The organism is Paraburkholderia unamae (assembly GCF_003268775.1).
GTDB lineage: Bacteria > Pseudomonadota > Gammaproteobacteria > Burkholderiales > Burkholderiaceae > Paraburkholderia > Paraburkholderia unamae.
Window position 1 is genome coordinate 50,268 of sequence record NZ_QLSU01000009.1, and the last position, 12,527, is coordinate 62,794.

General features: G+C 66.2%; 14 protein-coding genes. 12 read left to right on the forward strand and 2 right to left on the reverse strand.

Features of this window, described 5'->3' with window-relative positions; all coding sequences use genetic code 11:
* The first annotated feature begins 68 nt into the window (after positions 1–68).
* The 9 genes from C7401_RS16365 (at position 69) to C7401_RS16405 (ending at position 6,857) form a co-directional block, all read left to right on the forward strand.
* On the forward strand, positions 69–557 hold the full coding sequence (locus C7401_RS16365) for a methylated-DNA--[protein]-cysteine S-methyltransferase (protein ID WP_112172663.1): 489 nt from the start codon (positions 69–71) through the stop codon (positions 555–557).
* A gap of 154 nt (positions 558–711) precedes the next feature.
* Positions 712–1,650: a site-specific tyrosine recombinase XerD gene (xerD, locus tag C7401_RS16370; protein WP_373864440.1), complete on the forward strand. Its 939-nt coding sequence runs from the start codon at positions 712–714 to the stop codon at positions 1,648–1,650.
* 63 nt (positions 1,651–1,713) lie between these two features.
* The gene (gene ybaK / locus C7401_RS16375; RefSeq protein WP_112172455.1) at positions 1,714–2,205 is read left to right on the forward strand and encodes a Cys-tRNA(Pro) deacylase; all 492 of its coding nucleotides are present in this window, start codon (positions 1,714–1,716) and stop codon (positions 2,203–2,205) included.
* A gap of 155 nt (positions 2,206–2,360) precedes the next feature.
* Positions 2,361–2,981: a glycerol-3-phosphate 1-O-acyltransferase PlsY gene (gene plsY, locus C7401_RS16380; RefSeq protein ID WP_112172456.1), complete on the forward strand. Its 621-nt coding sequence runs from the start codon at positions 2,361–2,363 to the stop codon at positions 2,979–2,981.
* A 241-nt stretch (positions 2,982–3,222) separates the two neighbouring features.
* Complete coding sequence (locus C7401_RS16385; RefSeq protein ID WP_112172457.1) at positions 3,223–5,022, forward strand: methyl-accepting chemotaxis protein; 1,800 nt, start codon at positions 3,223–3,225, stop codon at positions 5,020–5,022.
* A 261-nt stretch (positions 5,023–5,283) separates the two neighbouring features.
* Complete coding sequence (locus C7401_RS16390) at positions 5,284–5,532, forward strand: DUF4160 domain-containing protein (RefSeq protein WP_112172458.1); 249 nt, start codon at positions 5,284–5,286, stop codon at positions 5,530–5,532.
* Positions 5,519–5,959 carry a DUF2442 domain-containing protein gene (locus tag C7401_RS16395; RefSeq protein ID WP_112172459.1) on the forward strand — a complete coding sequence of 147 codons (441 nt, stop codon included), beginning with the start codon at positions 5,519–5,521 and terminating at the stop codon, positions 5,957–5,959. Before C7401_RS16390 ends, C7401_RS16395 begins: the two co-directional genes overlap by 14 nt.
* Before the next feature lie 93 nt (positions 5,960–6,052).
* A complete protein-coding gene (locus tag C7401_RS16400) occupies positions 6,053–6,376 on the forward strand; it encodes an ArsR/SmtB family transcription factor (protein WP_112172460.1) in 324 nt (107 codons plus the stop codon).
* Entirely contained in the window at positions 6,369–6,857 is a 489-nt protein-coding gene (locus tag C7401_RS16405; RefSeq protein ID WP_112172461.1) for an SRPBCC family protein, read from the forward strand. Before C7401_RS16400 ends, C7401_RS16405 begins: the two co-directional genes overlap by 8 nt.
* Before the next feature lie 107 nt (positions 6,858–6,964).
* On the opposite strand, the gene C7401_RS16410 is transcribed toward C7401_RS16405, so the two are convergent.
* Positions 6,965–7,450 (reverse strand): YajQ family cyclic di-GMP-binding protein, encoded by a 486-nt coding sequence (locus C7401_RS16410; protein ID WP_028209548.1) that lies wholly within the window; start codon positions 7,448–7,450, stop codon positions 6,965–6,967.
* Between the two features lie 228 nt (positions 7,451–7,678).
* Between C7401_RS16410 and murB the strand changes: the two genes are divergently transcribed.
* Positions 7,679–8,734, forward strand: a complete 1,056-nt coding sequence (gene murB, locus C7401_RS16415) for a UDP-N-acetylmuramate dehydrogenase (RefSeq protein WP_112172665.1) — start codon at positions 7,679–7,681, stop codon at positions 8,732–8,734.
* A 59-nt stretch (positions 8,735–8,793) separates the two neighbouring features.
* On the opposite strand, the gene C7401_RS16420 is transcribed toward murB, so the two are convergent.
* Positions 8,794–9,621: an EAL domain-containing protein gene (locus C7401_RS16420; protein WP_112172462.1), complete on the reverse strand. Its 828-nt coding sequence runs from the start codon at positions 9,619–9,621 to the stop codon at positions 8,794–8,796.
* A 228-nt stretch (positions 9,622–9,849) separates the two neighbouring features.
* Here C7401_RS16420 and hmgA point away from each other — a divergent pair, with 228 nt between their 5' ends.
* Entirely contained in the window at positions 9,850–11,199 is a 1,350-nt protein-coding gene (gene hmgA, locus C7401_RS16425) for a homogentisate 1,2-dioxygenase (protein ID WP_112172463.1), read from the forward strand.
* Positions 11,196–12,509, forward strand: a complete 1,314-nt coding sequence (gene fahA, locus C7401_RS16430; protein WP_181565591.1) for a fumarylacetoacetase — start codon at positions 11,196–11,198, stop codon at positions 12,507–12,509. The genes hmgA and fahA overlap by 4 nt, the downstream gene beginning before the upstream one ends.
* Positions 12,510–12,527 lie beyond the last annotated feature (18 nt).

The window sequence follows — 12,527 nt, forward strand, 5'->3', positions numbered from 1 at the left end:
ACGTGCTGGAAATCGCGCGCGCAACGCGGCACCATGGCGTGCAACGCTCGCGCACGAAGGAGGCAACGATGTTCAACGCGGTGATCGCCGCGCCGTTCGGCAAGGTCGGCATACGTGCGAGCGGCGAAGCGCTGCGCGAGATCGTGTATCTGCCCGCGCAGACGGCCGGCGTCGAGCCCGATTGCGAACTCGCCGCGCGCGCGGCCGGGCAGATCGAGCGCTATTTCGAGAACGCCGACGCCGCCTTCGACCTGCCGCTCGCCTTGTCGCAGGGCACGGCGTTCCAGCGGCGCGTGTGGGACGGCATCTGCTCGATCGCGGCGGGCGACATGCTCACCTACGGCGAGCTCGCGAAGCGCATTGGCAGCGTGAGCCCGCGCGCCGTGGGGCAGGCGTGCGGCGACAATCCCTTTCCGATCGTGATTCCGTGTCATCGCGTGGTGTCGGCGAGCGGGATCGGCGGATTCGCGCATCACGGCGGCGAAGGCTTCTTTCGCGACGTGAAGCGCTGGCTGCTCGCCCACGAATGCACCGCCAACCGATTTGAGCTGCGATAAACCGATGACGATGACGACGAATCCGCCGCCGCTCGCCGCGAGCGACGCAAACGACGAGGCGCATGACCAGGTGCACGACGAGGCACACGACGAGGCACACGACGAGGCACACGACGAGGCACACGACGAGGCACACGACGAGGTGAACAACGAGCTGAACAGCGCGGACGACGAAGCCCTCGACCCCGCCGCGGCCGAAGCGCTCTCGGCGAGCCTCACCTGCATCGACACGTTCTGCGACGCCATGTGGCTCGAGCACGGCCTCTCGCGCAACACGCTCGATGCGTACCGGCGCGACTTGCGCCTTTTCGCGCAGTGGCTCGCGCGCGAGCGCGCCAACGCGCTCGACACGACTCACGAAGACGATCTGCTCGCCTACAGCGCGTGCCGCAAGGACGACAAATCGACCTCGGCGAACCGGCGTCTTTCGGTGTTTCGCCGCTACTACGGCTGGGCGCTGCGCGAGCAGCGCGTGCATGCGGACCCGACCGTGCGGATTCGCTCGGCAAAGCAGCCGCCGCGTTTTCCGTCCACCTTGAGCGAGGCGCAGGTCGAGGCGCTGCTCGGTGCGCCCGACGTCAATACGCCGCTCGGCCTGCGCGATCGCACGATGCTCGAACTCATGTACGCAAGCGGCCTGCGCGTGACCGAGCTGGTCACGCTCAAGACCGTCGAGGTGGGCCTGAACGAAGGCGTCGTGCGCGTGCTCGGCAAGGGTTCGAAGGAGCGGCTCATTCCGTTCGGCGAAGAGGCCCACGCGTGGATCGAGCGTTACCTGCGCGAGTCGCGGCCCGCGCTGCTCGGCGCGCGCACGGCCGACGCGCTTTTCGTGACCGCGCGCGCCGAAGGCATGACGCGCCAGCAGTTCTGGCACATCATCAAGCGTCACGCGGCGGCGGCGGGCGTGCACGCGCCGCTTTCGCCGCACACGATGCGCCACGCGTTCGCCACGCACCTGCTCAATCACGGCGCCGACCTGCGCGTCGTGCAACTGCTGCTTGGCCACAGCGACATCTCCACCACGCAGATCTATACGCACGTCGCGCGCGAGCGGCTGCGACTGCTGCACGCGAAGCATCATCCGCGCGGCTGAGCGGCCAGGCGCGGTTGGCCGGGCCCGCGCGGGCCGTGCGGTTAGTGCGTTTACAATGCGCCGATGAGCAAAACGAAACACGTGTCCGAAACGCCCGCCACGCAGATGCTGCGCCGCGCGGGCGTCGCTTTCGGCGAGCATCCCTATGAGTATGTCGAGCATGGCGGCACGGAAGAGTCCGCGCGCCAGCTCGGCGTGGACGAACATCGCGTCGTGAAGACGCTGGTGATGGAAGACGAGCGCGCCAAGCCGCTCATCGTCCTCATGCACGGCGACCGCAAGGTCTCGACCAAGAACCTCGCGCGGCAGATCGGCGCGAAGCGCGTGGAGCCGTGCAAGCCCGAAGTCGCGAATCGCCATTCGGGCTATCTGGTGGGCGGCACGTCGCCGTTCGGCACGAAGAAAACCATGCCCGTGTACGTCGAATCGACCATACTCGAACTCGATGAAATCTGGCTCAACGGCGGGCGGCGCGGCTATCTCGTGAGCCTCGCCCCCGCGGTGCTCACCTCGCTGCTCGGCGCGAAGCCGGTGCAGTGCGCGAGTGTCGAGTGAGGCGCGCGCCTGCGCGTGAGCTTGCGTTGTTTCCCTGATTTACCCTGGTTTTCCCTCGTATGTTCCCGGCGCGCGGGCAAGGGCTGCCCGCGCTTCGGTAGAATGGGCGCCTTCGCGCATCGCGCACCGCTTTCCACTTCCACCGGGTTTCGTGCATGTACAACCTGTTCGTCGCCGTTCTTGCCTATCTGATCGGTTCGGTTTCGTTCGCCGTGATCGTGAGCCGCCTCATGGGCCTCGACGATCCGCGCTCCTACGGCTCGGGCAATCCCGGCGCGACCAACGTGCTGCGCAGCGGCAACAAGAAGGCCGCGATCCTCACGCTGATCGGCGACGCGTTCAAGGGCTGGTTCGCCGTCTGGCTCGTCGTGCACTTCGGGCCGGGCTACGGACTCGGCGATCCGGCCATCGCGCTCGCGGCCATCGCGGTGTTCCTGGGTCACCTTTATCCCGTGTTCTTCCGCTTCCAGGGCGGCAAGGGCGTGGCGACGGCCGCCGGCGTGCTGCTCGCCGTGAACCCGATACTGGGCGCCGCCACGCTCGCCACCTGGCTCATCGTGGCGTTCTTCACGCGCTATTCGTCGCTCGCGGCGCTCGCGGCCGCCGTGTTCGCGCCGCTCTACTACGTGTTCATGTTCGGCCCGCGTGTTGTCGCGCTCGCCATCCTCGCCATGAGCGTGCTCCTCTTCTGGCGGCATCGCGCGAACATCTCCAAGCTCATCGCCGGCAAGGAAAGCCGTATCGGCGAGAAGAAGGCCGCCGCCACGGGGAAGTAATCCGGGAAAGCGGTCGGGGAACCGGGCCGGTGCGCCCGGCCCGGTCAGTTATTTGTCTGATAATTTCGCTTATCGCGCGCCGAATCGCATGTAATGCGCATCTAAAACGCAACTGAGGCGCAACTGAGGCGCATTGTCTGCGATCCGCCCTCAAGAATGCCGTGTGACCTGCCGTAAACCCTGGTAGTTCCAGACCAGGTTGCGCAGGATTCCCCTCATTTCCACACGGCTTTCCCCTCCCATGTTCTCTACCATCCGCGCGCGCATCGTCGCGCTTTGCGTCGTCATCGTCGTGGCCGCGCTCGCCGTGAACGCGGCGCTCAACTACTTCGTTGCCAACTCGCACAACAAGGATTCGATCGACAGCACGCTCAGCGCCGTCGAAGACAGTCATGAGCAGGGCATAGCCGAATGGGTGGCCACGCATACGCGGATGATCGGCTCGTTGCAGGACGCCGTGCTCGGGCCCGACCCGCTGCCGGCGCTCAAGCAGGTGGCGGCGGCGGGCGGCTTTACGAACGTGTACGTGGGATATGCCGACCGCACGGCGAAGTTCTCGACCTCCGACGGCATTCCGCCCGATTACGATCCGACCGGGCGCCCCTGGTACAAACAGGCCGTGGCGGCGGGCAAGGCCGTCGTCACGCCGCCTTATCTGGACGTTGCGACCGGCAAGCTCGTGGTGGCCTTCGCGCAGCCCGTGATCCGCGACGGCGCGGTGAAGGGCGTCATCTCCGGCGACGTGACGATGGACAGCGTGCTCGACAACGTTCGCTCGATCCATCCCACGCCCGCGAGCTTCGGCATGCTGGTGGACGCAAGCGGCGCGATCGTCGCGCACCCGGACCCGAAGCTCACGCTCAAGCCCGTTGCGGAGCTCGCGCCCGAGCTGGCCGGCGACCGGCTCAACGCGCTGTACACCGCCAGCGCGCCGCTCAAGGTCGACGTGAACGGCGACATCAAGCTGATGCGCGCGCAAACGATTCCCGGCACCGACTGGCGCCTGATCGTCGCGCTCGACCGCTACGACGCGACGGCGGCCATGCGTTCGCTCCTGACGGCTTCGCTCATCGCGCTCGTGGTGATCGCGCTGGCGGCGGCGCTAATCGTGGCGGGCGCGACCGCGGTGTCGTTCCAGCGCCTCTCGCGCGTGCGCGACGCGATGGACGCGATCAGCGCCGGTGAAGGCGATCTCACGAAGCGTCTGCCCGCCGTGGGCAACGACGAAGTCGCGCAGATCGCGCGCTCGTTCAACGCATTCATGGACAAGCTGCGCGACGTGATGCGCCACATTCGCGAGGCGAGCGAGTCGGTGCGCACCGCGAGCGACGAGATCGCGGCGGGCAACGTCGATCTGTCGGGCCGCACGGAATCGGCGGCGGCGAGCCTCGAAGAAACGGCCGCTTCGATGGAGGAGATCACGGCGACGGTCGCCCAGTCGGCAAACGCGGCGCAGCAGGCCGACGTGACGGCGGCCACGGCATCGCAGGCGGCTTCGCGCGGCGGCTCGGTGATCGGCGACGTCGTGCACACGATGGGCGACATCGAAAAGGCATCGGTGAAGATCGCGGACATCATCGGCGTGATCGACGGCATTGCGTTCCAGACCAACATCCTCGCGTTGAATGCGGCCGTGGAAGCGGCGCGTGCGGGCGAGCAGGGCCGGGGTTTCGCGGTGGTGGCGGGTGAGGTGCGCAGCCTCGCGCAACGCAGCGCGCAGGCCGCGCGCGAGATCAAGGCGCTGATCGAATCGACGGTGTCGAGCGTGAGTTCGGGCTCGCAACTCGTGCGCCGCGCGGGCGAGACGATGGACGAGATCGTTTCGAACGTCTCGAACGTGACGACCATCATCTCGGAAGTGACCAATGCGGCCGGCGAGCAAACGCGCGGCATCCAGGAAGTGAACCGCGCGGTGAGCCAGCTCGACGAGATGGTTCAGCAGAACGCGGCGCTCGTCGAGCAGTCGACGGCCGCTGCGGCGGCGCTGCGCGGTCAGGCCGCCAATCTCGCCGATGCGGTGGGGCAGTTCAAGCTCGATTGAACGGAGCAGGTGGGTTGCGGGAGAGCGGCGCTGCGGCGCCGCTTTTTTTTCGCCGTGCGTTTGCGCGGGAATGCGCGTTTGCCGGGACCGCCGGGATCGTGGCTCGGAATGCGCCTATGTCGAACGGACGACGTTCGCGTCGCACGCCCAGTCGATATGCTGAATTCGTGCGGATACCGAAGTTTGTCCTGCGACAAATGCAGTGCACGCACGCTTCGACAAGAGGCCCCATAAACCCAACGTTAGGTTAGTATCCGAACCATGCCCACTGTTCTTCGCGTACCGGGTTACCGCGTGGCGATTTTTCCGCACGACCATCGTCCCGCTCACGTTCACGTCGCAAGTCCGCAAGGATCGTGTGTGCTCAAGCTGAATTGCCCTGACGGTCCGCTCGAATTGCGCGAGCTTTACGAGCTTGCGGAGCAGCAGGTCATGCGTCTCGCGCGCGTGCTCGAGCCGGAAATCAAACGGTTGTGCATGGCATGGTGGAGGATCCATGGATTCCATTAGCAAGAAGCAGATCGCGGCGGCGCGCAAGGCGAGCGCGCAGAGTCCGGTTGCCGTGGCGGCGCGCTACAGTCGCGCCCACACGCGGCTCGAAATCGAGTTCGCCAACGGCGTGGGACTCGCCGTTCCCGTCGCGCTCATTCAGGAACTGCAAACCCTCGAGCGGCCGCCCACGGCCGCGCAACTGGCGCAGGTCGAGGTGTGGGGCGGCGGCCAGTCCCTCTACTTCCCGCGACTCGATCTGCTGCTGTGGGCGCCGGGGTTGCTGCAAGGCGTGTTCGGCACGCAGGAATGGATGAGCGAGCTCGCCCGCGCCATGGGTTCGGCCACCTCGCCGGCCAAGGCGGCGGCGGCCCGCGCCAACGGGCGCAAGGGCGGCCGCCCGCGCAAGCAGCCCGATGCAGCCGATCAGGCGACCGACGGGGAGTGATCGCACGTGACGGAGGCTGGGCACACCTCACCCCGCGCATCTCCCCCCGTTTTCTCGTCTTGACATGCAACCATTGGGTTGCATAATGACCGCATGAACGACGACGCCGTATTCCGGGCGCTGGCCGACGCGAGCCGTCGCCAGTTGCTCGACCGCCTCCATGCGCAAAACGGGCAGACGCTCACCGATTTGTGCGAGGGGCTGGCCATGTCGCGCCAGGCGGTGACGAAGCATCTCGCCGTGCTGGAGGAGGCGAATCTCGTCGCGACCGAACGGCGTGGCCGCGAAAAGCGGCATTTCATCAATCCGGTGCCCATCGGCGAGATTGCCGCGCGCTGGATCGGCAAGTTCGAACGCGAGCGCGTAGGCGCGCTCGTCGACCTCAAACGTTCGCTCGAAGGAGGCAGTCATGAGTAGCGAAAAGCGCACGGAAAGCAGCGCCGCCGGCGACTCGACGTTCGTCTATGTCACGTTCATCCGCACGACCCCGCAGGCACTGTGGGAAGCGCTCACGCGCCGCGAATTCACCGAGCGCTACTGGTTCGGCATGCATCACGAGTGCGACTGGCAAACCGGCTCGCCGTGGTCGCTGCGTTTTGCCGATGGCCGCATTGCCGACTCGGGCGCGGTGGTGGAATCGGACCCGCCGAAGCGGCTCGTGCTGCGCTGGCGCAACATGTTCCTGCACGAACTGAACGCCGAGGGCGATTCGTTCTGCACGATCGAGATCGAGCCCGTCGAGCATGCGGTCAAGCTCACGATCACGCATCGCGTGGCGCGGCCCGGTTCGAAATTCATCGAGAAGGTGTCGGGCGGCTGGCCGCGCATCGTCTCGAATCTCAAAACGCTGCTGGAAACCGGTGAGGTGCTGATGCCACTCGTGGTGACGGCGGATTGAGCGCTGGAAGGACGGGGCGGAAATGAAAAGGGGCGGCCGAAGCCGCCCCGCAATGCGCAGTCGCCGCGGACTGGGTCGCGAACCGGGTCGCAAACCGAGTCGCGAATTCAGTCGCGGAAGTTGTTGAAGTCGAGCGGCGTGTCGGTCACGTCCTTGCGCAGCATGGCGATCACGCTTTGCAAGTCGTCGCGCTTGGCGCCAGTCACGCGCACGGCGTCGCCCTGGATGCTCGCCTGCACCTTGATCTTGCTGTCCTTCACGAGCCTGACGATTTTCTTCGCGAGGTCGCCCGAGACACCCTTTTTCACAGTGATGACCTGCTTGACCTTGTCGCCGCCGATCTTCTCGATCTTGCCGTAGTCGAGAAAGCGCACGTCCACATTGCGCTTGGCCATTTTCGAGACCAGCACGTCCTTCACCTGGCCGAGCTTGAAATCGTCGTCGGCGAACGCGGTCAGCTCGCGCTCCTTTTGCTCGACGCGCGAATCCGAGCCCTTGAAGTCGAAGCGCGTGGAGATTTCCTTGTTGGATTGCTCGACGGCGTTCTTTACTTCGATCATGTTGGCTTCGCTGACGACGTCAAACGATGGCATTGTTTTCTCCCAAAAGTGCGAATTGCGTAAACAGCGGCGCAAACGGTGCGCCCGAGGGCCGCAGCCGCATTTTCAGGCAGCGGTTCGCGCACTCGCTATAATCACGGACCGACGCCATTCTACCGGCGCCGTTGCGTTTGCCCAAGGCTGGGCAGCAGTCCGGCCCAACGCCTTCTGGCGGCTTTTTCGGCCTTTTTCCATCTGTTGTCCGTGTTCCGTTCCGCTTCGATGTCCCAGTTCCAGACGTCCGTCGATCTGTCGCCCACGTGGTTCGCCGCCGGTTATCCGCTGCGCGCGCACAACACGTTTGGTTTCGATGTGCGCGCGCGCTACGCGTGCCGAGTCGAAAACGAGGCCGACCTCGTCGCCGCCGTGCGCGACCCGCGCGCCCGCGGCCTGCGCACGCTCGTGCTGGGCGGCGGCAGCAATGTCGTGCTCACGCGCGACTTCGACGGTCTGGTGCTGCTCGTGGCGCTGTGCGGCAAGCGGCTCGCGCGCGAGGACAGGCACGCGTGGTACGTGGAGGCGGCCGCGGGCGAGAACTGGCACGAATTCGTGGCCTGGACGCTCGAAGCGGGCATGCCGGGTCTCGAAAATCTCGCGCTGATTCCGGGCACGGTGGGCGCCGCGCCCATTCAGAACATCGGCGCTTACGGGCTCGAAATGGCCGAGCGCTGCGATTCGGTGCGCGCAATCGATCTGGACACGGGCACGCCAGTCGAATTCGACGCCGCCGCCTGCCGTTTCGGGTATCGCGACAGTTTCTTCAAGCGCGAAGGGCGCGATCGCTTCGTCATCACCTCGGTTACGTTCCGTCTGCCGAAGCGGTGGCAGGCCAACGCGGGCTATGCCGATCTCGCGCGCGAACTCGCCCGGCACGACGCTGTCGAGGCGCCGCAGGCCCGCGCCGTGTTCGACGCCGTGGTGGCGGTGCGGCGCGCGAAGCTGCCCGACCCGCTCCAGCTCGGCAATGCCGGCAGTTTCTTCAAGAATCCCGTGATCGGCGCGCCGCAGTTCGATGCGCTCGCCGCGCGCGAACCGCAGATCGTCTCGTATCCGCAAGCCGACGGGCGCGTGAAGCTCGCGGCCGGCTGGATGATCGACCGCTGCGGCTGGAAGGGCCGCGCGCTGCGCGCGGCGGCCGTGCACGAGCGTCAGGCGCTCGTGCTCGTCAATCGCGGCGGGGCGACCGGCGCGGACATCCTCGAACTGGCGCAGGCCATCCAGCGCGACGTGCTCGCGCGCTTTGGCGTGGCGCTGGAGCAGGAACCCGTCTGCCTCTAAGGCTCAAATTCAGGGTCTAAGGCCTCCTCCAGGCCCGCTGGCGGCTCACTGCCGCTCCCTCACACCACCTTGTCCTGGGCCGCGAACACCGGCCCTTGCACGAAGCGCACGTCGTACTGCTGCAACTGCTCGAACTGCGCCGCATCGGTCACGCGGTTGAAAATGAGCGGAATGCGCAGCCGCGCCGCATAGCTCACGAGCGGCTTCACCATCGAATCGCGCAACGCGGACGCCGCGTCCATCTTCACGAAATCGGGCCGCGCCATGTCCGACACCGAAAGAATCTGCCCCGCATTGGGCAGATTGCCCGCCACCTTGAACCCGTAACGCTGATAGCTCTTCGTGAGATAGCCGAGGAACGTGCGGTGCGCGACCGCCGCGGCCGGCAGCTCGATCACGATGCGCCCCGGATTGAGCCCGAACGACACCAGCACGTTCGAAAAATGCCGCCCGTGGTCGTATTTCACGCTTTTCAGGAGCCGCTCGTGCACGCGCAGGAACAGCAAGCCGTGCTGCTGGCCGCCCAGAAAATTGATGGTGTGGAGCGCGCGCACCATGCGGTCGAGCGCGACCAGTTCAGGGTCGTCGAGCGCGTCGCCGAAGGCGTCGCAGGGCGCGAGCACGCCGTCCTGCTCGCGCAGCGTCACCGCCTGAAAGCCGAGTTCGTCGCCAAAGCGCGACGCCGCCGCGAGATCGGCCGTGAGCGACTGCGCGCCGCTGTGCACGCTGATGTCGTAAATCGGCTCGTAGGCGCTCAATAACTCCACGCCGCGCCGCCGCGCCACGGCTTCTTTGGCGTGCACGCCGCTGCCCATCGCCAGGTGCTCGCCAAGAAACGGATGGTCGGCGGAACGAGCGACGAGCTCGGGAATGGTCGGAGCGATCATGGTGACGTTGTGGGGCGCGGTGCGCGGTGAATGGCGCGGGCCCGACTCGGGGCCGCATGACTCGATGGTAGCAGTCCACGGCCGCGCCGGATGGACTGATTGGTCATAACGTTATCGACCGTGCGAGCGGGTTCTGGAGGCCATCGGGCGTCTGTCAGGGTTTACACGTAATTTCACTATTCGTAATTCGTTTTACCATCCGTAAATCGAGAACGTGGAGAGACAGCAATGAATGCACCCCTGCGGCACCCAACCGAAGTCCAGCACAGCTACATGAGCGGCTTCGCCAATGAATTCGCGACCGAGGCGCTGCCGGGCGCGTTGCCCGAGGGCCAGAACTCGCCGCAGCGCTGCGCGTACGGCCTGTACGCCGAGCAGCTTTCGGGCACCGCGTTCACCGCGCCGCGCTCGCACAACCGCCGCACGTGGTTCTACCGGATCCGTCCGGGCGCGGTGCATCAGCCGTTCACGCCGGTCGCCTCGCGCCTGAACGTCAATGGCGCGCCGCGCCTCGTCGCCGATTTCGGCGACGTGCCGCCCACGCCGCCCAACCAGTTGCGCTGGGACGCGCTGCCCATGCCCACGGAGCCGACGGATTTCATCGACGGCTGGGTGACGATGTCGGGTAACGGCTCGGCGGCCTCGATGAGCGGCTGCGCGATCCACCTGTACGCGGCGAACCGCTCGATGGTGGACCGCTTCTTCTACAACACCGACGGCGAGCTGCTGATCGTCCCGCAGCAGGGGCGTCTTGCCATCCGCACGGAAATGGGCCGCCTCGACGTCGAGCCGTTCGAGATCGTCGTGATTCCGCGCGGCGTGCGCTTCACGGTGGACCTGCCCGATGGCGAAGCGCGCGGCTACATTTGCGAGAACTTCGGCGCGCTGCTGCGTCTGCCGGACCTCGGCGTGATCGGCTCGAACGGTCTCGCGAACCCGCGCGACTTCCTCACGCCCGTCGCCGCGTATGAAGACCGCGAAGGCGACTTCGAACTCGTCACGAAGCTCAACGGCCAGCTCTGGCGCGCCGACATCGGCCACTCGCCGCTCGACGTGGTGGCGTGGCACGGCAACTTCGCGCCCTACAAGTACGATTTGCGCCGCTTCAACACGATCGGCTCGATCAGCTACGACCACCCGGACCCCTCGATCTTCCTCGTGCTGCACTCGCCCACGGACACGCCGGGCGTCGACGCGATCGACTTCGTGATCTTCCCGCCGCGCTGGCTCGCGGCCGAGAACACGTTCCGCCCGCCCTGGTATCACCGCAACGTGGCGAGCGAGTTCATGGGCCTCGTGCACGGCGTGTACGACGCCAAGGCCGAAGGCTTCGTGCCGGGCGGCGCGAGCCTGCACAACTGCATGTCGGGCCACGGCCCCGACGCGGAGACCTTCGAGAAGGCCTCGCATTCCGACACGACGAAACCGCATAAGGTCGGCGACACGATGGCCTTCATGTTCGAGACCAAATCGCTGATTCGCCCCACGCGCTACGCGCTCGAAACGAGCCAGTTGCAGGCGCATTACTACGAGTGCTGGCAAGGCCTCACGAAACATTTCAATCCGGAGAAGCAATGAGCAGCACCATGACGGACGAACTCAAGGCGACGCTTGATCCCGCACGCAAGAGCTGGGTCGAGAGCGCGAACGACGCGCAGAGCGATTTCCCGATCCAGAACCTGCCGTTCGGCGTGTTCAGCGACGCAAACAATGCGAAGCCGCGCGTGGGCGTGGCGATCGGCGACCTCGTGGCCGATCTCGCGGCGCTGCACGAAGCCGGGCTGCTGCGCTTGCCCGCGAGCGCGCAACAAAACGTATTTGCGCGCCCCGCGCTGAACGACTTCGTCGCGCTTGGCCGCGACACGTGGCGCAGCGTGCGCGTGCAGCTTTCGTCGCTGCTCGCACGCGAAACCGCGACGCTGCGCGACGACGCGGCGCTGCGTGCGCGCGCCTTCGTGAAGCTTGCCGATGCGACGCTGCATCTGCCCGTGGAGATTCCCGGCTACACCGACTTCTACTCGTCGAAGGAACACGCCACGAACGTGGGCTCAATGTTTCGCGATCCGAAGAATGCGCTGCTGCCGAACTGGTCCGAGATGCCGATCGGCTATAACGGGCGCGCTTCGTCGGTGGTGGTGAGCGGCACGCCGGTGCGCCGCCCGAACGGCCAGTTGAAGCTGCCCGATCAGGAGCGCCCGGTGTTCGGCGCATGCCGCAAGCTCGATATCGAACTGGAAACGGGCTTTATTGTCGGGCGCGGCAATGCGCTCGGCGAGCCGATTGCGTGCGAAAGCGCCGAGGAGCACATCTTCGGCATGGTGCTGCTCAACGACTGGAGCGCCCGCGACATCCAGCAATGGGAATACGTGCCGCTCGGGCCGTTCAACGCCAAGACCTTCGCGTCCACGATCTCGCCGTGGGTCGTCACGCTCGATGCGCTGGAGCCGTTCCGCGTCGCGCAGCCCGCGCAGGAGCCGCAGCCGCTCGACTACCTGCGTCACAAGGGCGACCACGCCTTCGACATTTCGCTCGAAGTGCTGCTGCGTCCCGAAGGCGTTCAAGAGGCGACGACCATCGCGCGCACGAATTTCCGCCACATGTACTGGACGATGGCGCAGCAGCTCGCGCATCACACCGTGGCGGGCTGCAACACGCGCGTGGGCGACCTGATGGGCTCGGGCACGATCTCGGGCCCGACGCCCGACTCGTTCGGCAGCCTGCTCGAACTCACGTGGAACGCGAAGAATCCGCTCGAACTCAAAAGTGGCGGCACGCGCGGCTTCATCGAGGACGGCGACGAACTCACGCTCGCGGGCTGGTGCCAGGGCGAGGGGTATCGCGTGGGCTTCGGCGCGTGCGTGGGCAAGATCCTGCCTGCGCTGAAGTAAAGCCGCTGTAGTCTGAAA

Coding starts and splice junctions, on each gene's coding strand:
- C7401_RS16365 (WP_112172663.1), top strand. CDS start 69: ATGTTCAACGCGGTGATCGCCGCGCCGTTCGGCAAGGTCGGCATACGT.
- ybaK (WP_112172455.1), top strand. CDS start 1,714: ATGAGCAAAACGAAACACGTGTCCGAAACGCCCGCCACGCAGATGCTG.
- plsY (WP_112172456.1), top strand. CDS start 2,361: ATGTACAACCTGTTCGTCGCCGTTCTTGCCTATCTGATCGGTTCGGTT.
- C7401_RS16385 (WP_112172457.1), top strand. CDS start 3,223: ATGTTCTCTACCATCCGCGCGCGCATCGTCGCGCTTTGCGTCGTCATC.
- C7401_RS16390 (WP_112172458.1), top strand. CDS start 5,284: ATGCCCACTGTTCTTCGCGTACCGGGTTACCGCGTGGCGATTTTTCCG.
- C7401_RS16395 (WP_112172459.1), top strand. CDS start 5,519: ATGGATTCCATTAGCAAGAAGCAGATCGCGGCGGCGCGCAAGGCGAGC.
- C7401_RS16400 (WP_112172460.1), top strand. CDS start 6,053: ATGAACGACGACGCCGTATTCCGGGCGCTGGCCGACGCGAGCCGTCGC.
- C7401_RS16405 (WP_112172461.1), top strand. CDS start 6,369: ATGAGTAGCGAAAAGCGCACGGAAAGCAGCGCCGCCGGCGACTCGACG.
- C7401_RS16410 (WP_028209548.1), bottom strand. CDS start 7,450: ATGCCATCGTTTGACGTCGTCAGCGAAGCCAACATGATCGAAGTAAAG.
- murB (WP_112172665.1), top strand. CDS start 7,679: ATGTCCCAGTTCCAGACGTCCGTCGATCTGTCGCCCACGTGGTTCGCC.
- C7401_RS16420 (WP_112172462.1), bottom strand. CDS start 9,621: ATGATCGCTCCGACCATTCCCGAGCTCGTCGCTCGTTCCGCCGACCAT.
- hmgA (WP_112172463.1), top strand. CDS start 9,850: ATGAATGCACCCCTGCGGCACCCAACCGAAGTCCAGCACAGCTACATG.
- fahA (WP_181565591.1), top strand. CDS start 11,196: ATGAGCAGCACCATGACGGACGAACTCAAGGCGACGCTTGATCCCGCA.